At 43.7% G+C, this 22,032-nt stretch carries 15 protein-coding genes; 12 read left to right on the top strand and 3 right to left on the bottom strand.

Annotated features, from left to right (window positions below):
• Positions 1 to 5: 5 nt before the first annotated feature.
• The 3 genes from HUU58_01155 (at position 6) to HUU58_01145 (ending at position 2,376) form a co-directional block, all read left to right on the top strand.
• Positions 6 to 797 carry a hypothetical protein gene (locus tag HUU58_01155; GenBank protein ID NUN44262.1) on the top strand — a complete coding sequence of 264 codons (792 nt, stop codon included), beginning with the start codon at positions 6 to 8 and terminating at the stop codon, positions 795 to 797.
• Positions 798 to 805: 8 nt separating this feature from the next.
• The gene (locus HUU58_01150; protein ID NUN44261.1) at positions 806 to 1,489 is read left to right on the top strand and encodes a hypothetical protein; all 684 of its coding nucleotides are present in this window, start codon (positions 806 to 808) and stop codon (positions 1,487 to 1,489) included.
• 86 nt (positions 1,490 to 1,575) lie between these two features.
• Positions 1,576 to 2,376: a hypothetical protein gene (locus HUU58_01145; protein ID NUN44260.1), complete on the top strand. Its 801-nt coding sequence runs from the start codon at positions 1,576 to 1,578 to the stop codon at positions 2,374 to 2,376.
• A 139-nt stretch (positions 2,377 to 2,515) separates the two neighbouring features.
• On the opposite strand, the gene HUU58_01140 is transcribed toward HUU58_01145, so the two are convergent.
• A complete protein-coding gene (locus HUU58_01140; GenBank protein NUN44259.1) occupies positions 2,516 to 3,589 on the bottom strand; it encodes a quinone-dependent dihydroorotate dehydrogenase in 1,074 nt (357 codons plus the stop codon).
• Between the two features lie 139 nt (positions 3,590 to 3,728).
• Between HUU58_01140 and HUU58_01135 the strand changes: the two genes are divergently transcribed.
• The 7 genes from HUU58_01135 to HUU58_01105 all read left to right on the top strand — a co-directional run bounded on the left by HUU58_01135 (position 3,729) and on the right by HUU58_01105 (position 14,187).
• Positions 3,729 to 7,886: a translocation/assembly module TamB domain-containing protein gene (locus tag HUU58_01135; protein ID NUN44258.1), complete on the top strand. Its 4,158-nt coding sequence runs from the start codon at positions 3,729 to 3,731 to the stop codon at positions 7,884 to 7,886.
• Between the two features lie 4 nt (positions 7,887 to 7,890).
• The gene (locus HUU58_01130) at positions 7,891 to 8,670 is read left to right on the top strand and encodes a TatD family hydrolase (protein NUN44257.1); all 780 of its coding nucleotides are present in this window, start codon (positions 7,891 to 7,893) and stop codon (positions 8,668 to 8,670) included.
• Between the two features lie 156 nt (positions 8,671 to 8,826).
• Positions 8,827 to 10,173, top strand: a complete 1,347-nt coding sequence (locus tag HUU58_01125; GenBank protein ID NUN44256.1) for a TolC family protein — start codon at positions 8,827 to 8,829, stop codon at positions 10,171 to 10,173.
• A gap of 19 nt (positions 10,174 to 10,192) precedes the next feature.
• Positions 10,193 to 11,350 carry an efflux RND transporter periplasmic adaptor subunit gene (locus HUU58_01120; GenBank protein ID NUN44255.1) on the top strand — a complete coding sequence of 386 codons (1,158 nt, stop codon included), beginning with the start codon at positions 10,193 to 10,195 and terminating at the stop codon, positions 11,348 to 11,350.
• Positions 11,351 to 11,423: 73 nt separating this feature from the next.
• Positions 11,424 to 12,164, top strand: a complete 741-nt coding sequence (locus HUU58_01115; GenBank protein NUN44254.1) for an ABC transporter ATP-binding protein — start codon at positions 11,424 to 11,426, stop codon at positions 12,162 to 12,164.
• An 11-nt stretch (positions 12,165 to 12,175) separates the two neighbouring features.
• Entirely contained in the window at positions 12,176 to 13,387 is a 1,212-nt protein-coding gene (locus HUU58_01110; protein NUN44253.1) for an ABC transporter permease, read from the top strand.
• 122 nt (positions 13,388 to 13,509) lie between these two features.
• Positions 13,510 to 14,187: a DsbA family protein gene (locus HUU58_01105; GenBank protein ID NUN44252.1), complete on the top strand. Its 678-nt coding sequence runs from the start codon at positions 13,510 to 13,512 to the stop codon at positions 14,185 to 14,187.
• On the opposite strand, the gene HUU58_01100 is transcribed toward HUU58_01105, so the two are convergent.
• Positions 14,177 to 15,043: a hypothetical protein gene (locus HUU58_01100; protein ID NUN44251.1), complete on the bottom strand. Its 867-nt coding sequence runs from the start codon at positions 15,041 to 15,043 to the stop codon at positions 14,177 to 14,179. The genes HUU58_01105 and HUU58_01100 overlap by 11 nt on opposite strands.
• A gap of 214 nt (positions 15,044 to 15,257) precedes the next feature.
• Here HUU58_01100 and pruA point away from each other — a divergent pair, with 214 nt between their 5' ends.
• Together pruA and HUU58_01090 are read left to right on the top strand one after the other, a co-directional pair.
• Positions 15,258 to 16,841 carry an L-glutamate gamma-semialdehyde dehydrogenase gene (gene pruA / locus HUU58_01095; GenBank protein ID NUN44250.1) on the top strand — a complete coding sequence of 528 codons (1,584 nt, stop codon included), beginning with the start codon at positions 15,258 to 15,260 and terminating at the stop codon, positions 16,839 to 16,841.
• A gap of 114 nt (positions 16,842 to 16,955) precedes the next feature.
• Positions 16,956 to 20,375, top strand: a complete 3,420-nt coding sequence (locus HUU58_01090; protein ID NUN44249.1) for a hypothetical protein — start codon at positions 16,956 to 16,958, stop codon at positions 20,373 to 20,375.
• Here the strand turns inward: HUU58_01090 and hutU are convergent.
• A complete protein-coding gene (gene hutU / locus HUU58_01085; protein ID NUN44248.1) occupies positions 20,372 to 22,018 on the bottom strand; it encodes a urocanate hydratase in 1,647 nt (548 codons plus the stop codon). The genes HUU58_01090 and hutU overlap by 4 nt on opposite strands.
• Positions 22,019 to 22,032: the final 14 nt, after the last annotated feature.

Raw genomic sequence — 22,032 nt, 5'->3', positions numbered from 1 at the left:
AAATTATGAAATTAATTCAAACATATTTTTTTATTTTAGTGATCATTGCCAGCAACGCCGGTTGTGATTTAAAACATGACAACACGCTAGATCCTAAAAATCCCAATGCGGCCGCGGATCAAATAGCCGTAGTCGAAAATTTTGTCATTATCAATACCAATGTGAATGTCACGGCTCCTGAATTCAATACGTATTCTCTAAATGCATTATACGAATTGGAAGAACGCTACGATAATAATTTGATTACACTGGAGTATCACATGACTCCCAATTCAGGCGGATTTGAGGATTCGCTAGCCATATCGGATAATGAATTGCGATACGCCAATGAGTACAAAGGGTCGGCTTCGCGCGGATTTCCGCATACATTTTTTAATGGGAAATCTGTTGCTGTGCAGGGCGCTTCGTCATTAAGTGTTGCCAAACAACGGTACCAAACGGTTTTAGATTCTCTAGTTTCCAATAAAGAAAAGCTGTATGTCACGGCGACAAAAAAAATAGAGGCATCCCAATTGACGTTAGACATACAGATCGCACGCTACGGCGATGAAGATCTTACTAATGCCAAAATCGAGTATATCGTCTATGAGGACAAAGGCATGCCAAGCGGGCATTATACCGTTCGCGAAGTGCGACCATCGGAGACGTTACCACTCATACCGGCTAAGACAATTTATGAATTTACGACTGATCCGATCAATCTCAAATCTAGCTATGTGCAATCGCAAATCGGTGTGGTTGTTATTATTAAGTCTGCGTTAAACGGCCGTATTCTTCAAGCCGCGCGGGCGTTTTAGGAGGAAAAATGCGCTTTAATTTAATACTTTTATCAACAATCACTGTTTTTTGTTTTGCTGCATGTCAACCCATAGGGGACAGCGTTAGTGCCGATGCTCCGGTTATTGATGGCATCACGGCTGCAAGAAATACCATACTTGTAAATGATACAACAAACATAACCGTTTCAGCACGCGATTTGAACGATGAACAGTTGGACTATGTTTGGACCATCAGTACCAACAATGGGGGATCATTTGAGGGCGCTATTAATGGATCAACAGTAACTTATAGGGCGCCTTTTTTACCGGGTGATTACGTAATAAAGAGTAAAGTTATCAATGAATCTAACAAAAGTACCAGTAAAAATATCACGATTAAAGTCACCAATATCGGTACACCCATAGTAGAAATCACACAACCTACGGATGCGGCATTTATCTCTGCTAGCGCAGGTATTTATTCAATAAAAGCTAAGGTTACAAATGTTGCCGCGTCGTCGGTTGATAGTATGGTTTGTTATATTGACAACAAACGGCTTTCCCGCAAGACGTTGACTAACAATACCACATTTGATTGGGATGTTACTGGTTTGAACGGATCCAAAAGGATTACCGTGCAAGCATGGGCGCGGATTAGTGGCCCAGCAACTACGGATTCGTCTGTTGTTAATGTATCCATTGAAGGGACAATATCTAAGCCGGGACGATGAATAATCTTTAAGCAATGTGTGATTGGGATATTATAAGTTTGTAGAAGTCGTCTCTATTTTTTAAAAAATCATTCAAGGGAGAACGTATGAAAAAAACAATGTTCCTATTATTGTTAATTTTAGGTGTGGTACATATCACCCACGCACAAATGGATTGGATGAATCCGACAACTCGTGGTAAATTTTCAATTGATTTTTATCACCCCGATTTTGATTCAAAAGGTTACAATGCAATAACAGGATTATACGACATAACATTTCAGACGACTTTGGCCTCCGGAAGTGCCGTTCGAATTGAAGTGCCATTCTGTAATTTTTCATATGAACGAAATGGTTTTAAAGAAGATGAATTTGCTTTGTCTAATATCTACCTCGGATTTCGAATGAACAACAATGATGAATGGTTTACGGATATAGGTCTCAGGCTACCTACAGCGAGTGACGACAAGTTTCTAGCTAATCTTATTGGTGGTTCTGCAGACTATGAGCGAATGTATGCCTACGGTGCAGACGTTATTACAGGTTCAATAATGGTTCAACGTCATAAAATTATGGATAAAGGATCGTATATGGGGTTTCGATTGGGTACTTCGGTGTCACATTTTACTGATAGTGAAGTTGAAGATCCGACAGATTTATGGGCGAATTATGGAGTGTACTGCGGATTGGATTTGGAAAAATTCGGGGCATCCATGGGTTACGAAGGTGTAGTTATCTTTACTGAAGATGGTAATATTTCAGATCGGCATCTTAGCACCGTTGAAGTTTCGGCTTATTTGAAACATGATCGGATACGACCGGGGCTATTTTTAAAAATTCCAATGGATGAAGAAATTTCAAATGGTATGGGAAAAGTAATTGGATTGAGTATCTCAATGTCCTACTAACAATAACATAAGGTTTAAATGGTATTCGTAAGTATTGGAAATTAGTATTATAAATGACCTTCTGTAACGCTACAGAAGGTCATTTAAATATCAAACTGTCAAACCAAATACTATAAGCATATCTAATATATTTATCATCTCAATTGATATTTTTTATAGAATTGATTCCATCACGTTTCATAAGTTTTAATAAACCAGCATTTAGATTATGACAAAAACGTGGCCCCTCATAGATAAATCCGGTATATATTTGTATTAATGACGCACCGGCTTTTATTTTTTCATACGCATCTTCAGCTGTAAAAACACCTCCGGCGCCGATAATCGTCAGCTTTCCCGATGTAACTTTGTGAATGTAACGTATAATCTCCGTTGACATACCACGGAGTGGAAATCCGCTCAATCCTCCGGTTTCACCTGCGTATCTCGAATTTATATTTTCACGCGTTATCGTCGTATTGGTTGCAATGATACCATGTAATTTGTGGTTTTCAATTGAACTTAACACATCGTCAATCTGTGAAAGTGTAAGGTCCGGCGCTATTTTGACAAACAGCGGTTTAAGCAGTTTGCTACCGCTTTGCTCACGGTTTATCTTCATGAGGGACGAAAATATCGCATCGAGAAAAGCTTTGTCCTGAAGTTTGCGCAGATTGGGCGTATTGGGTGAGCTCACATTGACGACAAAATAATCGCCGTAATCAAACAAACGGGAAAACGTATAAGCGTAATCTTCGACAGCGTGATCAAGCGAAACAATTTTTGTTTTACCGATATTGATGCCGAGAGGTATTCGGTGCAACGTATTTTCACGTTTCCACTGCGCAAGAGTCTGTGCAGTCTGATCAGCGCCATGATTATTAAAGCCAAAGCGATTGATTAGTGCCTTGTTTTCCGGTAACCTGAATAAACGAGGCCGCGGGTTGCCATCTTGTGCTTGCCCGGTTATCGTACCGATCTCAGCAAAACCGAAACCCAAATGCGGCCAAACCGGAACACCCATGCCATACTTATCAAAACCGGCCGCCAGTCCTATAGGGTTTGTAAAATTAATATCATGTAGGGTCTGCGAAAGGACAGAGGAATTATTACAGAATAAGAAATTTATATGTCTAAGTAACGGCTCGCTTGCAAATAGCCCGCGTGATATGGTTTCGTGCACAACTTCAGGGTCAAATCGAAAAAGAATAGGTCTGATAATAGATTGATACATGCGTTCTCCGAATTTACATCATGATGTTGAAAAATATACATACACGGATAAAAGACAAAACAATTTTGTAGGTAAATCGTTTGAAAGTGAGAAGTATTTTTTGTAGTTTCCGCCACGGTTTTCATTAATAATTTTTGATATGACATTAAAACTGGCACTTCGCAACACTCTCAAAATTATAATCGGTACGGTTGTATCTATCGTACTTCTCATCGGGCTTGTTCTTGCGGCCATTCAGTTGCCATGGGTCAAGAATATTTTGCGCGGAGAGATCGAACGCATTGCTAATAAATCACTCTACGCGAAACTAACTATAGGCAAAATCGAAGGTAATTTTCTCACGCACATAAGCGTATTTGACGGGCGGATCGCTTTTGGTGATACCTCCGTATTGGCGTTTGAATCTGTAGATGTGGCCATTTCTCCTTTGGCGATTTTCAATAAACAAATTCAAGTTGACCATATTCGTATCCGTAAACCTTTTATTCACGCTATCGGCGATACCAACGGGGTAATCAATCTGGCACGTTTAGCCAAACCTATAGAACCGGAGCCAGTAGATAGCGCGGCGGAACCTCTGGCTGGTTTTACCATTAATTTGGATGAGTTCTCAATAGAGGAAGGTCACGTAAAAGTCCAACTACCTGCTTTTGACGGTGCACTTCAAAATCTTAATGTACGTATGAACGTCAAAGCGTCACCCAATAAACAAAATATTAAACTGGATCAGTTAGCGTTTCTTTTGACTAAAAACAAATTGAACAAAGCTAAAGAAACAGTCAAAACGGATTCGCTTGATATCAAAAATATCGGATTGGACGTTTCAGCCCACTTATTAGCGCGTTCATTGTATTATCAGATCAATCATCCGGAAAAACGGGATTCGTTATGGTTGGATATCAATGAATTTCGATTTGTTACTGACCAGACGGATGTGTATGTCAAAGGACGATTCCTGCTACCGGACAGTGCGCGGGGTATTGCTTTACAATATACAGCCGACATTAAAACACAGCCTTTACATCTTTCGGATATTCGCAGGTTTGCACCTGTTCAAATGCGGAACATTGATAAGATCGAATTTGAAGCGCTCGCCACAGGCAATGATAGAACTGCAACCATCAGTGATCTGCGCATTCATACACCGGCCGGTACATTACGTGGATTTGCAGACGTACATTTTGGCGCCGACGAACCATTGCGTTATGTAACCGAGCTTGAGTTTTTGGGTATCAATGCGGCTGCTTTTGCGGATAATCCTGATCTTTTTACCAATATCAACGGACATATTCGTGCTGAGGGTGCGGGTATAGAGCCTAAAACTCTAACGAGTAAACTCGAACTCCAATTAGTCAAATCCAAAGCTTACGGGATTGGCATTGATCGCTTTACGATCAACGCGGACGTGCAAAATGGGAAAGCTCAATTGACTAAATTTGAGGGAATAACAACAGCCGGGAATTTTAATTGCGATGGATATTATAATCTAATTGATGAAACGTACCACCTTCAAACACGGTTACGTTCGATCAATATCGCGGATGTCGTCGGTGACACATCGCTGCAGAGCTCAATCAATCTTTCGCTAGCCTATGACGGCAAAGGCCTCAACCCTAAAACGGCCAAAGGCCAAGTGCGCGTGGTTTCGGATTCGTCAAAAATTTTAGGCCGCGAACTTCAAAATCTTACATTTGATGCCAGTCAGCAGAACGGTCGCTTGACACTCAACGAAGTAAAACTAAGAACACCGCTGGCCAATGTTACGGCTTCGGGTTCGGTGGGGTTAGATTCGTCAGTCAACCTCAAATACACGATGGAGACTGTTGATTTCACGCTTCTAAAAAAATATTTGGGTAATGATAGTTTACTCAAAGATTCACTGAACTTGAAATTAAAGTATAACGGAAGCCTTCGCGGAACGCCCAATAAAATGACGACGGCCGGTTTTTTGACTCTGACCAATTTTATTTTTTCCGGTATCACAATTGATTCCATGCAGTTTAGTTATTTTTTTGATAATCTTTCGCCCAACCAATTAGCACGCGCATTGGATTTTCGCCGCGAAGATACCACCATTATCGGCGATGTTTTTTTGTATACCCACATGGTCAATATGGAAGGTATGGTTTTTAGGGACTTTACCACATCTATAACCAAAGAAAAAGGCCGTACATTATTTGAGGTTTCCGGATCGCAGGATACGGCCGATGCTTTTGCGAGTGTGCGCGGAAGTTTAGTTTTGGAAAATGAAAAACGAGGTGAGTTGTTTTTTGATGAACTCTTCCTCAAGATCAACGGTAAGTCCATGCGGACACGGGAAGTATCACAAAAACTCGGCGAAGATGCAATGATTGATACGACATTTGAGCGGTGGACGGAGTCGTGGAAGAACAGTCAGCCTGTTGACATATTTTTTGACATCGAAAAAAATCAGTATGAGTTTAGAAATTTCAATTTAGACATCGGACGTGGATCAGTAAGCCTGGCCGGTAAAGCGGACATAGCCGGCGATCAAAATCTTGATATTAAGCTCAAGGATTTGGATTTGTCGCGCGCCAATGCTTTGATAGGTTCCAAACAATCGGTTGTCGAAGGTATTCTCAATATGACGGCGAGCCTCAAAGGTACATTTGAGAAACCGGTAATTTTGGCCGACTGGAGTATCACCAAAGGTAAAGCCTCCGAATTTACGTATGAAAACTTTCTCGGAAACATGCAGTATCTGAATCGCAAAATTCAGGTCAATATGACGCTCAATCAAAATTCAGAAAAATCGCTTACGATGGGCGGATATGTACCGATAGATCTTTCGTTTAAAGATGTCAAAGAACGTTTTACCAATCGCCCGATGAATTTTAAGATGCACAGCGAAGGTATTGATTTGCGGTTTTTGCAGTCTTTTTTTGGGCGGTCGCTTCGCCTCAATCGTGGTGATATCAAAGTAGATATGACGATCAGTGGCAATAAAGAAAAACCAAAACTGGAAGGTGAAGTTAAAATAGAAGGCGGTCAAATTACGTTTCCGCGATCAACTTTGGGGCAGACTTTTAGAAATATCAGTATGTATGTCAAATTGACGCCGGAGCGTGTTTTTTTGGATACGTTATTTGTCCAATCGGGGAAAGATCCGCGTTCGAGGCTTTTTGCGCAAGGTTCGGTGGATCTCGGCGATGTCCTCAAGGACTTCAAATTTGAAAACGTTGATAAAATAAGCTATCTCATCAATGCACAGTTTACTGACTTTGTACCTATCAATACGAAATCAGAAACCTCGTATCTTCATACGGCTTCTATATCAGGTAAAATGACAGTTAAAGCGCCCACGCTATATTATACGCAGATTTCGGGTGATCTGGTGATTAATAATTCTGAAATTTGGGTCGTGGACCCTCGTAAAGCCAAGTTAGCCACGGCGTCAGCACCAGCTAAAAAAGGCGAGAAGCACTCCATTGATTTTTACAAAAATCTAGATTTAGATGTCAATATTGATTTGCCGGAAAATGCGGATAATGCGATTCGAAGCGCGGAAATGTTACTTACGCTCTATGGGAATATCGGTGTAACCAAACCACCGGAATCCGAAGAATTTTTCCTAAGCGGTGACGTGAAAACGCGTCCGGGTGGGAAATATGCTTATCTGAGTATTGCGTTTAATATCGAAAAAGGCGACATCGTATTTACGGGTGAACCCGGAGTCAATCCAAATTTGGATATCGTCGCTAAGAAGCGATTTGAATACAAAGATTCGGAAGGTCAAAGTATTCCTGCCGAAGCACGCATTCAGGTAACCGGTAAATTACTCAAACCGGAAGTGGCCATTTCGGCCGTCGAACGCGGAACGGAAGATTCACCATTGCCGGATTTGACAGAGCCCGCGGATATTTTGTCTTACCTGGTACTCGGGGTAAAGACTAAAGATTTGGCCAAGGTGGATGCGTCGCAAGCAAAAGATATTGTGCAGCAAACAGCGATCAATCAAGTGTTGAATATCGTAGCCAACAAGGCCGGATTATCAAAATTGGAATACATACCCAGCACGTCGGATGCGAGCAAGGCAACGATCGAGGTTGGCAAACGCATCAGTGAAACAGTTTCGGTAAATTTTTCAGGCGGTACGGACCCTACTGTCGGACGATCCATCACATTGGAAGTTGTGGCCGATAGCGTGTGGGGTGTTCGCAAATTTTTAAAATCCTGGAAAAAAACACTCGAATTTGAATATAAGCAACCACCGCAGGAAAAAACGGATCAACCCGACATTTTTAACCTTCTGCTCTACTTCCGGAAAGAATACTGATTCTATGTTGTTTGATACGCATGCGCATCTGGATTACGATTTGTTTGACGATGACCGCGAAGCGATGATCGCACGTGCGCGCGAAGCGGGAGTAGATACGATCGTGACTATCGGTACCAATTTACAATCGGCTGAACGAGCTAAAACGATTGCTGAAAAGTATGACTTCGTTTTTTTTGCCGTAGCGCATCATCCTGCCGATGCTCATACATACCAATCATCTATGATGCCGCACTATGAAAAACTGATACAACATCCCAAGTGCGTGGCTGTCGGCGAAACGGGGCTTGACTATTATTGGAAGGAAGCGGCACCGGAGCAACAACTCCCCCTATTCCGTTCTTTTATCAGAATGGCGTGTGTTTATGACAAGCCGATCATTATTCATAACAGAGAAGCCAATCACGATATCATCAGCGTACTGCAGGAGGAGAAGGAAAACGGGAAATTGAGTAATTTAAGAGGAATAATGCATTGCTTTTCCGGTGATGCAGAGGCTGTAAAACAAGCGCTGGATTTGAATTTTTATATCTCTTTTTCAGGGAACATTACCTATAAAAAAAGCCATCTGCCTTCCATCATTCCTATGATACCGCACGATCGTATTTTGATCGAAACGGATGCGCCATTTTTGACACCGGTTCCGCACCGCGGAAAACGTAATGAGTCGGCAAATTTACGTTTTACGGCCGAAAAGTTAAGTGAAATAAACAAATGGACAGTGGGTGAAACCGAGTCGATCACTTCAGCTAACGCCCGACGCATTTTCGGAATGACCCACTGAATTTCACACTGTGAAAATTAAGCATGTGAAGTATTGCAATAGAAATTAATATTAGTATTTTCACGGTGTAAAATATGGGTTTATCAAAATAACGTTTGGCATGGGGTTTGTAGATCAAAGACTGAATCGTTACTCAAAGGAAAAAACATGCGTTGTATGAAATTTATTTTTGTGTGGGTAATATTGGCCGCGCGGAGCGGATGGTCGCAAGAAGTTATTACCATTTCGACAGAGGACACGCTTACGCTTGATCGCTGTATTGAGATTGCTCTCAAAAATCAACCGGCTCTCGGTGCAGCGCAAGGTGCTATTATCACGGCCGAATCCGATTATACGCAGGTGCGCTCACTTCGTTTTCCGCAGATTCAAATGGAAGCAGGGGCTTATGTGACCAATACACCTCTTGGGTCTTCCAATGCAATAGCTCAGGCACCGGTGATCGAACCTAAAAACAACACGGATTTTATTCCCACCATACGACTTACCGTCAAACAACCGATTTATGATTTTGGTCGTACGGATAAATCGCTCGAATCCAAAAGCAAATTAATTCGCGCTGCTGAGATGTCTCTGCAAGCTACCGAAGATGATGTGATACTCAATGTTCATACGAGTTATTACAACTACGTGCTTGCGCAACAAATTTTAAAAATCAATGAGGAGCGAGTAACGCAATCGCGAAAACACTTAGAGCGTGCGCGTGGTTTTTTTGCCGTAGGAAAAATTCCAGAGTCGGAAGTTTATAAAGCGGAGCTTGAAGTTTCTAACGCTGAACTTGAATTGACGAATGCGCGAGGAAAATTACAATTAGCAAAAGTAAGCCTCAATAGCGCTATGGGCGTGGCCGATTGGACGGACGACGTAACAAGTTATAAAGTGGCGTCTCATGAAAATTATGTAGCTTTTAACGCGAATCTCAGAGAATCTATCAATTCTGCGTTTACCGGACGTCGTGAGGTAGCGGCTTCGGAAATGCGAGTCCAAGCATGGCGTTCTGCATTGAGTGCAGCCAAAAGCCAATATTATCCCATTATCACAGCTTCGGGTGGTTTTGGCCCATATATCGTGCGTAACACATTGACTACCGGGGAAACAAAAGACAAGTTCAAGATCGGTTATAACATCGGCGTGAATTTTGAGTTTCCGATTTTTCAAGGCCTCAATGTACGTGCCGATATATCCGAAGCGCAAGGCGGGATTCGTATTGCAAGTTCGCAGTACAATACTACGAAACAACGCATTGCTCAGGAAGTGCAGGAAAGATATTACAGTGTGAAGTTTGCGGAAGAACGATACAAATCAACCGAGCGTATAGTTACTCAAACGGAGCGTAATCTCAATCTGGCGGAGGGGCGATTTGACACCGGTGTCGGTTCAGCCATCGAAGTGACGGATGCCAATTTTTCAGTAGCCAATGCGCGCATAGAACGTACAACAGCATTATATAATTACAAAATCGAACTGGCGCGTTTTCAGCGCACAATCGGAACTTTGCGAAAATAATTGTTTTTAGGAGCTATACATGAATAAGAAAATATGGATCATCGGAGGTATTGCCGTGCTTGTGGCCGTAATCCTCGGATGGATTGTGTGGGGCGGATCAACCGCTGCCGGGGGTTATAAAACGGAATCCGTTACGCGCGGCGATATTTCCGTGGTCATCACGGCGACCGGCAAAGTCAATCCGGTCACGCGCGTGCAAGTCGGTACTCAGATCACGGGCACGATTTCACGCATCTTTGCCGATTTTAATCAGAAGGTGCGCAAAGGGCAGGAGATTGCCGAAATTGATCCTACATTTTTAAAAGCACAACTTTTAGAAGCCGAAGCCAATGCGGAAAAGGCCAAAGCGCAAGTAGAACAATCGAAAAAAACGCTCGATCGAGCTACCGAACTTTTTGATCGAAAATTGATTTCTCAATCGGAAAAAGATGAGGCGCTGACTAATTACAATTTGGCCGGAGCGCAATACAAACAAGCTATGGCCGCCTATAATCGTGCGGAAGTATCGCTCCGCTATACATCCATCGTCTCTCCGATAGACGGCGTGGTCATATCGCGCAATGTGGATGTCGGACAAACTGTCGCCGCAAGTCTTCAGGCGCCGATTCTTTTTGTCATTGCCAATGATCTCAGCAAAATTCAGGTCGAGGCAACGATCGATGAAGTGGATATCGGCAAAGTAAAAGTGAATCAAGAAGTGTCTTTTTATGTGGATGCGTACCCGGATGAAAAATTTAAAGGTCGTGTGGCACAGGTTCGTTTGCAGCCGATTACTACACAGAACTTGGTTAGCTATGAAGTGATCATCGAAGTAGAGAATCGCGACAATAAATTGTTGCCGGGCATGACAGCCAATTTGTCTATCATCGTTGACACCAAAAAAGATGTGGTAAAAGTTCCAAATATGGCATTGCGATTTCAACCGGCACTGACGCAGGAGCAATTCAAGAAATATTCGGCAATGTACGGCGATAAATTTGATCTAAAAAACAGCGCAATGGTTTGGGCATTACAATCCGGTGAACTGGCGCCGATCATCGTCGATCCGGGATTAACGGACGGCCAGTATACCGAAATTCGAGGCGATCAACTTACAATAGAGCAGATATTGGTAACCGGCATCAGCACTGTTGCGGCACCAGGTAGTGCACGCGATCGCTTTGCACCAAAGAAATAATACATCATTAAATATGAGTCAACCTACACAACAAATATTTCATCCTTTGATGGAGCGTGCCGGATCCAAACCATTGTTATCCGTTCGCAACATCAAAAAAACATACCGAATGGGTGACATCGAGGTGATGGCCTTACGCGGTGTATCGCTGGATATTTACGAAGGTGAATTTGTTGCGATCATGGGGTCTTCCGGATCGGGCAAATCAACATTTATGAATACGCTTGGATGCCTCGACCAACCGACATCCGGGGAATACCTTTTAGACGGCGTATCCACAGGTCATATGACCAAAACCGATCTGGCGCGCATACGTAGTTTTAAAATCGGATTTGTTTTTCAGGGGTTCAATCTATTGTCGCGTACGAGTGCTATCGAAAACGTGGAATTGCCGATGCTCTATCAAGGCGTAGCTCCCAAAGAACGGCACGATCGTGCCATGGAAGCGCTTAAAGCGGTAGGCCTGGAAAAACGTTATGATCACAAACCCAACGAACTTTCCGGTGGACAACAACAGCGTGTTGCGATTGCGCGTGCTTTGGCGGCACATCCATCCATGATTCTCGCCGACGAACCAACCGGGAACCTGGACAGTAAAACGAGCATCGAAATCATGCAGATTTTTATGCGTCTCAACGATCAAGGTATTACGATCGTACTTGTGACACATGAAAACGATATTGCACAATATTGTAAACGCAATGTTGTTTTTCGTGACGGCCGTATTATTAAGGATTTTATGGTCGAACGTCGTCTCGAACCCGAAGAGGAAATGCGTAAGGTGCTTGCAACTTCCATCGTTGATAATGCTTAACAGGAATTGATATGGGTTTTTCAAATATATTCAAAATTGCATTTAATGCGCTTATGCGTAATAAAATGCGTTCGGCGCTTACAATGCTGGGGATCGTGATCGGCGTAGGCTCTATTATCGCCATGACCGGTGTGGGTGCCGGTGCACAAAAAGAAATTGATAATCAGACGGCCGCCTTTGGTACCAATATGATTACGATTCGTTCCGGCGGTATGACAGCGGGCGGTATCCGAATACGTGCGATGAAAGAGTTGCAACCCAGTGATGGCGACGCTATCGTGCGCGGGTCGGAATTAGTCACGGCACAAACGCCGGTGATTCGTCTTGTAACTAATGTCGTTTCATCGGAACGTAACTGGGCATCCCAAGTATATGGCGTCAATACAAGTTTTACGACCATACGCAATTGGGGTATGATGCATGGTGCGATGTTTACGGATCAGGATTATCGTTCCGGAAACAAAGTCTGTGTACTTGGCTCAACCGTGGCAGTCAATCTTTTCGGGCAAAGCGATCCGACAGGGGAAATAGTTCGTATCCAGAATATCCCGTTTCGTGTTGCCGGTGTGCTCGAATCGAAAGGTCAATTGGCGTCCGGTCAAGATCAGGACGATATGATCATCATTCCATATACGACTTATGATAAACGACTGACGGGTGACAAAAATATTGATTATATCTATGTTTCCGTGCGAACAAGTCAGGACATGAATACGGCAATGGAGGAAATTCGTCAGATTTTGCGTCAGGAACATCGTATTCCTGCTTACGGTGATGATGATTTTACGATACGTACACAAGAGCAAGTCAATGAAATTGCCAAGTCCATTTCCAAAACAGTATCGCTACTCATGATTATCGTAGCGTCGATTTCACTACTGGTAGGCGGCATAGGCATTATGAATATCATGCTGGTTTCTGTAACAGAACGAACACGTGAAATCGGCATTCGTATGGCGATCGGTGCAACGGAAAAACACATTTTGTTACAGTTTCTTGTCGAAGCCGTAGTACTGAGTCTTACCGGAGGCGTGATCGGCATGATACTGGGTGTAGTGATCGGTTATTTGGTTGAGACATTTACGAGTTGGGCCGTCAGTATTTCGATGGTTTCCGTAGTTGTTTCAATGTCTTTCGCCGCCGGCGTCGGCATTTTCTTTGGTTTTTATCCTGCCCGCAAAGCCGCGTCGCTCAATCCGATAGAGGCATTGCGTTTCGAGTAAAGTATTAATTTTCTCAAAACCGCGGCATGCATGTAAATAGTGTTCGATCTGAAATTTTTTTGGAAATACAAACCATCGCGCAAGCGTTGGTTTTTTTATAACAATACCATTGGTACTATTCTATGTCTTCAGACAAATCCGGTTCAGTAGAAACGATCGCCACAGATGTAGAAATCATTTATATTTTTGATACGTTGTGTGGTTGGTGCTACGGTTTTGGCCCGGTTGTTCAACGACTAAGGAAAAACTATTCCAGGGAAATACCGTTCGCAATCATGAGCGGAGGATTGGCTGTGGGCGATAGAGTGAAACCTATCGGTTTCATGTCGCATTATATTTTAGACGTGATGCCGAGGTTAGAGACTATGACGGGCGTTACATTCGGGAAACCGTATCGTGATTTGGTTGAACAAGGACGGTTTGTATTGGATTCGTTGCCTCCTGCGGTAGCGTTGGCCGTATGTAAAAAGGCAAAGCCTGAAATGGCATTTGAGTTTGCGTCCGAGGTTCAATCACGTCATTTTGTGAACGGAGCCGATACTAATCAACCGGATTTATATGCAACCGTGGCAGAACAATTCGGATTAGACGGAAATGAATTTATTCTTGCGGTGAATGATCCGGTGTGGCGTGAGACCGCGCAACGGGAATTTAGGGACGTACATTATTTAGGTATTCAAGGGTATCCGGCACTGGTATTTCGTGCCGGAGATCAAGCCTATCTGATAGCCAATGGGTATACCGATTTTGATACGCTTGATCTTCGGCTTAAAAGCATACTGCGAACGATTAATACATAAAGTTGATTTCATTGATATTCAGACCGTCCACCTGAAATCCGTTTTTTGAATCATAAGTAAATGATTTTTTACTTTGGTAGACACCGCCGTCCCTTCGCTGGAGTACAACGTAATAACTTCCCGGCAGGATAAAACGACTTTGTCCGATGGCGCCATCGTAATAGTCACCGCTCCAACTGTACGAATAATTCCCCGACGCCACATTATCTATTCGCATCATCGTGTACAACGTTTTCCCGTAGGTATCTTCGATGCGGATCGTCCAATCCGCGCCCCCTGTATAGACTGAGAAATGTACGCTCAGAGTGCTATTATAATAATTCTCAGGCGTATCATCGGAGTATACCACAGTTTCGCCTTGGCAGGAGCATCCATCGTCTTCATAATAATCGGAATCATCCGAAGAGTATGTATCCTCGTCGTCGGATTCGCATCCTTCATCATCGGAACATCCGTCATCTTCCGAATAATCGCTGTCATCGGATTCCTCATCAGACGATTCGCAGCTATCGTCTTCTTCATCACTGCAGCCATCATCCTCAGTATCGTCCTCGGTTTCGTAGTATTCGGACTCAGTCGAACAAGCATCGCCGTCTTCATCGGAACATCCGTCATCTTCCGTGTCGCCTGTATCATTCAGCAACACTATACCGGCATAATGTACACTTAATTTGGCTTTGGGTTTGAGTAGCTTTTTAGAAGGCATGGTGCGGTGATCGTGCAGAATATGTTTTTTGAATGGAATAACTACATGATTGCGAATAGCGGCTGTAATGTGCGGTCGAAAAACTAAAAACAGAAAAACCAATAAAGTCCAGCGATGCCGTTTGAACCATGCTTCAGATATGATTTTCATACACAACTCCGGTTTGATAACCGATTACACTCAAACCTTGTGCCATTCTTAAAGCTTTTATTTACAATGCAGCCGGGCTTTAGTGAGTGTGAAAAAAGTGAATATGTATCTTATCGCATACGCTATTTTCTTGTAGATTTTTATCATATTCGCTATATTCGAAAAGTAATTTTGATTCAAAAAATTCACTTAGATCGAATGCAGGAGCAAACGTATGGCAACGGCACGTAAAAAGAAAACCTTCAAATACAGCGTATTCAAAAATGAACCGTTTACGGATTTTTCGAAACCTGCGAACCGTAAATCATTTGAAAAAGCCTTGGAAAAGATTTCCAAAGAATTGGGCAAAGAATACCATATCATTATCGGCGGTGACCGTATTCGTACCAATCACAAAATGGAATCACGTAATCCGTCCAATCGTGAGCAGCTCATCGGTATTTTTTATGATGGCAATGAAGAATTAGCTAATAAAGCAGTAGAAACGGCGGCTGAAGCTTTTAAAAAATGGAGTCGTGTCGCACCCGAAAAACGCGCATCATATTTATTCAAGGCTGCTTCAATTATGCGTAAGCGTAAACACGAATTTTCGGCAATGATGGTTTATGAAGTCGGGAAAAGTTGGGCTGAAGCCGATGGCGATACGGCCGAAGCTATTGACTTTATGGAATTTTACGGGCGCGAAATGCTGCGTTATGCGTCGGAGCAACCATTGACTAAAATAGCCGGCGAAGATAACCAACTGATGTATATTCCTTTGGGTGTCGGTGCCGTGATTCCGCCGTGGAATTTTCCGCTGGCCATTCTTGTCGGTATGACAACGGCCGCCATTGTTTCCGGTAATACAGTTGTACTCAAGCCGTCGAGTGATTCACCGACGATTGCAGCTAAATTTGTTGCGTTGATGGAAGAAGTAGGAGTACCGAAAGGGGTTATCAATTTTCTTCCGGGACCCGGTTCCGGTATGGGTGATGTCATCACTAAACATGCATTGACACGTTTTATCGCATTCACCGGCTCAAAGACCGTAGGTTTGCATATCAATAAAGTTGCCGCAGAAACACAACCCGGTCAGCTTTGGATCAAGCGCGTGATTGCGGAGATGGGCGGCAAAGATTCGATCATCGTTGACAATGAGGCGGATTTGGATAAAGCCGTGGACGGTGTGTTGTATTCGGCGTTTGGATTCTCCGGTCAAAAGTGCTCCGCATGTTCCCGGGCGATTGTCGTCGAGAGCGTTCATAAAAAGTTCACTGAAAAATTGATCGCCAAAGCGAAAACATTGACCGTCGGTAATCCAGCTGATTCTAAAAACTATATGGGCCCAGTGATCAATGATAAAGCGCTTGGAAAAATGATGTGGTATATTGATAAAGCCAAACAAGAGGGTGCCGAACTTCTGCTGGGCGGCGTGAAAGATGACACGCAGGGAAGCTTTTTGATGCCGACAATTTTTGACAATGTGAAACCCAAAGATACGATTTCGCAGGAAGAAATTTTTGGCCCGGTGCTGGCTATCATTAAAGCCAAAAATTTTGATGAAGCGTTGGAAATCGCGAACAATACGGAATACGGTTTGACCGGCGCTATTTTTACGAAAAGCCGTAAAAAATTGGAACGTGCGCGCAATGAATTTCATGCAGGAAATCTGTACTTGAATCGTAAATGTACCGGGGCATTGGTCGGCGTACATCCGTTCGGCGGTTTCAACATGAGCGGTACCGACTCCAAAGCGGGTGGACGAGATTATCTGATGCTATTTACACAAGCTAAAGTCGTCAGCGAAAAAATAAAATAATGCAACAGTTTTTGAACGGATTCGTAAAAACCGATAGGTATTATCCTGTCGGTTTTTTATTTTACTAATATGCACGATACAGATTCCTTATACCGGTCATTACAGATTCCGCTAATGCGGCTTCGTCGTGAAGAGAATCGTCTTTATTTTCAAACGAATGCCCTTCGCGGCACGGCTTTGTTACTGTTACTCGCTCTCTTAACGGCAAGTATTGAAGTACTCTCTGATCCGGATGTGGTAGGGCGATGGGTATTGGCGATGAGCGGACTTATGATCGCCTGTGTGATAATTGCATTCTATATCGTTTCGCCGATTTTGCGTTTGTTCGGCGTTGTTGCAGCTTCATCAGATTTTGCTTTAGCGCAGCAGATCGGTCAACGGTTTCCAGAAATTAAAGATCGTCTTTTGAATGCGTTGCAGCTTTTTGGGGAATTGCGCGAAGGCAAAGAAAAAGTTTCCGAGCCCATGATCATAGCGGCGATACAAACAATACATGCTACACTTGAAAAGTATGATATCGCCAGCGTAGCCGATCGTACAGTACTTCGCAAAACATGGCGATATACATCCGTCGTTGTTATTACGGCAAGTTTTGTTTTTTTACTTTTTAATCGTCCTTTGACTGACGCATTTGCGCGGCTAGCCGATCCGGGAAAAAAGCCGATGGAAGTCATTCCGTACCGATGGGTGATAGTACCGGGAACGACCGATATACTCCAAGGCCAGAATCGTAAAATTAGCGTCGAAATTATTCCGCTGACTTCCGACGCGGTGATGCCGGATGCCGTGCAACTCTTAACACAGCTGTCCGGCGTAGAACAGGTGACCGAAGCCGTCATGAAAAAAGATACGGCACGATTTTACTCGTTGGAGTTACAAAACCTCCGTCAGGAACTGACATATTGGTTCAAATTTTCATACATAGAAAATAGCCGCAAACGTGCTGCGGTTTCAGAAAAAAACACGCTTCGTGTGATGCGTCGTCCGTCGGTAAAACGCCTTCAGATCGAAATCGAATCCCCGAACTATGCGCGCATCGAACATCGTGTCTTAGAAGCCAATAACGGTGATATACAAGCCCTCAAGGGGTCCCGTGTCCGGGTTACCATGGAAGCGACAAAATCATTGCAAGAAGCGCGTATTGTCTTTTCCGATTCGACTTCAATACCGCTGAAAACTTCGGTGTTTAATTCTGAAAAAGCCGAGGGTGTTTTTAAAGTAATGAAGTCGGGAACCTATCATTTTGTGATGATGGATAACGAAGGAACACCCAGTGAAGATCCGGTCGAATATCGTATAGATGTGCAAGATGATTTATATCCGCTGGTTCAATTGAATATTCCCGAAAAGGACGGCGATATCACCGAAGCTATGCTTCAGAAGATCGTGGCCGATGTGCAGGATGACTTTGGTGTAAGCCGAATTGTGCTAAACTATAAATTGATGCATACCCGCGGTGTTCTGCCGATTCCGGAAACATATACCACCGAAGATTTGAGTTTTTTGATTCGCAGCGATCAGAGCGAATTTGATGTCGTTTATAATTGGGAATTCTCAAAACTGCTTTTACAACCGGAAGACGTGATCGGCTTTTATCTCGAAGTGTGGGATAATGATGCCGTTTCCGGGCCGAAAAAAACAAAAAGTGTCGAGCGTCGTCTGCGGTTTCCTTCGATGGAAGAAATTTTTGCAGAAACCAATCAAAAGCAAGATCAACAGATCCAAGCGGCTGAGGAAATTGCCAAAGAAAGCGAAGAAATAAAAAAATCGCTTGAAGAAGTACATCGTGAGATGCTCAAAGATAAAAAACCGGAGTGGAAGGACAAGGAAAAGATAAAACAGCTTGTCGAAAAACAAGAGGAGCTTCAAAAGAAAGCGGAGTCCATTCAAAAGAGCTTAGAAGAAATGACGGATAAGCTTAAAGAACAAAATCTACTTACACCCGAAACGGTTCAAAAATATCAGGAACTGCAAAAGCTACTTAGCGAGATTAATTCCAAAGAAATGCAGGAATTGATGCAAAAAATGCAGCAGGCTATGGAAAATAATTTTAACCCCAACCAAATGCGGGATGCGCTTAAGAATTTTAAAATGGATCAAGAGGCGTTCAAAAAAAATGTCGATCGGACTGTCGAATTGCTCAAGCGTATCAAAGCCGAACAGATGTTTGATCAGTTGCGCCGCACAGCAGAAGACTTGGAAAAGCAACAAAAATATCTGGATCGGATGGCGTCGAATTTGAAAAATGATAATGAACGGAACGCCGCAATCAAGGAACAAGAACGCATTCGGAAAAACATCGATGATCTGAAGAAAAAATCGGATGAGTTACAAAAATTAGTAAAGGAATTAAATAATAATCAATCCAATCAAAAGCTCAATACGGCGCAAGATCAGCTGCAACAAAACAACATTCAGAATCGCATGCAACAATCTCAGCAGGGCATGAGCGATAAACAAGAAGGAACGAAAGAAGAAAAAGAAAACAGAGAGGACATCCATAAATCTTTAGATTCGCTTTCACGATCTATGGCCGATGCGCAAAAGGAACATCGTGCCAATCAGGATGAGGCTATAAAACGTGCTATGCAAAAAATCGTCGTAGATATGCTGGTCATTTCACAAAACCAGGAGGCTTTGATTTCCGAGACTTCGCCGTTAAATTTTGCCAGCGTTCGTTTTCGTGAGGTGACACAAGATCAGTCAGACATTTTATCCAATATGGGTATCGTTACGGAAAACCTCTTGGAGCTTTCCAATAAAACTTTCTTTGTGAATACACCGCTCGGTAGAACCGTCGGCCAGGCAATGGGGCAAATGCAGACCGCGGTGAAGGCCATGGAAGAACGTAATACGCCACAAGCGGTCAATTCACAAACAGCGGCTATGGTATCCGTCAATGAAGCGATCAAGTTATTGCTTCTGAGCATGGATAAGATGAATAACGGCCAATCCGGTACAGGAATGGAAGAGCTGATGGAACAGATGCGTGAGGCGGCTGGAAAACAAAGGGGGATTAATCAGGGAATGTCATCGTTGATGGAGGGTCAAGATAATAACCCGGGCGGACTATCGCAGGAACAGCAAGCACAACTCGGTCGTATGATGGCGGAGCAACAGGCGCTCAAACAATCTATGGAAGCCATGAAAGATCAAGCCGGCGCTCAACAAGGCTTAAAAGGGCAGCTAGGTAATTTGGCTAAAGAGATGGAAGAGGTCATCAAAGACATGCAGTCCAATCAAGTTAATCGTAAGACCATCGAACGGCAGCAGAAAATACTTCAGCGTATGCTGGATGCTTCGACTTCCATGCAAGAAAAAGACATGAGCGAAAAACGAAAAGGCGAATCCGGAAAAAATTATGATACGGTTTCTCCGCGCGCATTGCCTGAAAATCTGACGGATCGTCGCAATTTTTTACGTCAGGAATTATTGCGCCAAATGAAACAAGGTTATGCTAAAGATTATCAGGATCTGATCAAACGCTATTTCGACGAACTTGGCGAAAAAACCGGTTTGCCAAAAAACGATTAGCGTATCATCGGAATATGTACGTTCTTTTCTTTCGCTACTTTGATGGCTTCATCGTAACCCGCGTCCACATGTCGGACAACGCCCATACCGGGATCACACGTTAACACCCGTTTTAACCGCACAGCTGCTTCCGATGTACCATCGGCGACGATCACCATACCTGCATGTAAGCTGTATCCGATCCCCACGCCGCCGCCGTGATGCAAAGATACCCACGTCGCACCATTGACCGCGTTGATCGCAAAATTTAATAGCGGCCAGTCAGCGATAGCATCAGAACCGTCTTTCATGGCTTCGGTTTCTCTGTTAGGTGAAGCAACGGAGCCGCAATCCAAGTGATCACGACCGATGACGATGGGTGCCTTTACCTTTTTAGTACGTACCAATTCGTTGAAAATCAAACCGGCTTTTTCACGTTCTCCGTAACCAAGCCAACAAATGCGGCTGGGGAGGCCTTGAAACGCTATGCGATCTTTGGCTTGCGACAGCCAACGTTGAAGACCTGCCTTTTCAGGAAAAGCCTCCATAATAGCTTTGTCCGTTACATAAATATCTTCCGGGTCGCCGGAGAGCGCAGCCCAACGAAAGGGACCTTGCCCTTCGCAGAATAACGGACGAATAAATGCCGGAACAAAACCTGGAAAATCAAACGCATTGGTCACGCCGACTTTAAGCGCCTGCCCGCGAATATTATTGCCGTAGTCAAATACGATCGCTCCGCGGTTTTGAAAATCAAGCATAGCGCGCACATGAAAGGCCATTGATTCCATGGCCCGGTTAATATATTCCTGGGTGCGATTTTTACGCCATTCCGCTGCTTCTTCGACGGAGATACCCGTAGGAATATAGCCGTTTAATTCGTCATGGGCCGACGTTTGATCGGTTACAATGTCCGGGATCATATTCCGTTTGAGCATTTCTGGTAAAAGTTCTGCGGCATTTCCCAATAAGCCTATGGATTTGGCTTCGCCTTTGGCTTTACACTCCGTTGCCATACGCCAGGCTTCATCCAGCGACTCGACCATAACATCACAATAACGTGTATCCAAACGACGCTGAATACGGGTGCGATCAACTTCAATACAAATAGCCACGCCGTCATTCATTGTGACAGCCAATGGCTGCGCACCGCCCATACCGCCCAATCCGGCCGTCAGCGTGATCGTACCGCGTAAAGTGCCTTTAAAATGTTTGCGCCCGCACTCGGCAAAAGTTTCATACGTACCTTGCAAAATGCCTTGAGTACCAATATAAATCCAGCTTCCGGCGGTCATCTGTCCATACATGATCAAGCCTAATTTTTCATATTCGCGAAAATTTTCCCATGTTGCCCAATGCGGAACGATGTTGGAATTGGCTATAATAACGCGCGGTGCGTCGGCATGGGTTTTGAAAACGGCGACCGGTTTTCCGGATTGAACGAGCAGAGTTTCATCCATTGCCAAATTGGTAAGACTTTTTACGATCGCGTCAAAACAATCCCAATTGCGGGCTGCTTTGCCGATGCCACCATACACCACAAGATCTTCCGGACGTTCCGCTACGTCGGGATCAAGATTATTCATGAGCATGCGTAAAGGCGCTTCGGTAAGCCAGTTTTTGCAGGTAAGTGTAGTGCCTCGGGGTGCGCGTATGGTTCGCATAGATGAATTCCTTT

Source organism: bacterium (genome assembly GCA_013360215.1).
Lineage (GTDB): Bacteria > CLD3 > CLD3 > SB21 > SB21 > JABWCP01.
Note: the sequence above shows the minus strand (reverse complement) of the source record. Positions and strands in the feature narration are given on the sequence as shown.

Coding starts and splice junctions, on each gene's coding strand:
- HUU58_01155 (NUN44262.1), top strand. CDS start 6: ATGAAATTAATTCAAACATATTTTTTTATTTTAGTGATCATTGCCAGC.
- HUU58_01150 (NUN44261.1), top strand. CDS start 806: ATGCGCTTTAATTTAATACTTTTATCAACAATCACTGTTTTTTGTTTT.
- HUU58_01145 (NUN44260.1), top strand. CDS start 1,576: ATGAAAAAAACAATGTTCCTATTATTGTTAATTTTAGGTGTGGTACAT.
- HUU58_01140 (NUN44259.1), bottom strand. CDS start 3,589: ATGTATCAATCTATTATCAGACCTATTCTTTTTCGATTTGACCCTGAA.
- HUU58_01135 (NUN44258.1), top strand. CDS start 3,729: ATGACATTAAAACTGGCACTTCGCAACACTCTCAAAATTATAATCGGT.
- HUU58_01130 (NUN44257.1), top strand. CDS start 7,891: ATGTTGTTTGATACGCATGCGCATCTGGATTACGATTTGTTTGACGAT.
- HUU58_01125 (NUN44256.1), top strand. CDS start 8,827: ATGAAATTTATTTTTGTGTGGGTAATATTGGCCGCGCGGAGCGGATGG.
- HUU58_01120 (NUN44255.1), top strand. CDS start 10,193: ATGAATAAGAAAATATGGATCATCGGAGGTATTGCCGTGCTTGTGGCC.
- HUU58_01110 (NUN44253.1), top strand. CDS start 12,176: ATGGGTTTTTCAAATATATTCAAAATTGCATTTAATGCGCTTATGCGT.
- HUU58_01105 (NUN44252.1), top strand. CDS start 13,510: ATGTCTTCAGACAAATCCGGTTCAGTAGAAACGATCGCCACAGATGTA.
- HUU58_01100 (NUN44251.1), bottom strand. CDS start 15,043: ATGAAAATCATATCTGAAGCATGGTTCAAACGGCATCGCTGGACTTTA.
- pruA (NUN44250.1), top strand. CDS start 15,258: ATGGCAACGGCACGTAAAAAGAAAACCTTCAAATACAGCGTATTCAAA.
- HUU58_01090 (NUN44249.1), top strand. CDS start 16,956: ATGCGGCTTCGTCGTGAAGAGAATCGTCTTTATTTTCAAACGAATGCC.
- hutU (NUN44248.1), bottom strand. CDS start 22,018: ATGCGAACCATACGCGCACCCCGAGGCACTACACTTACCTGCAAAAAC.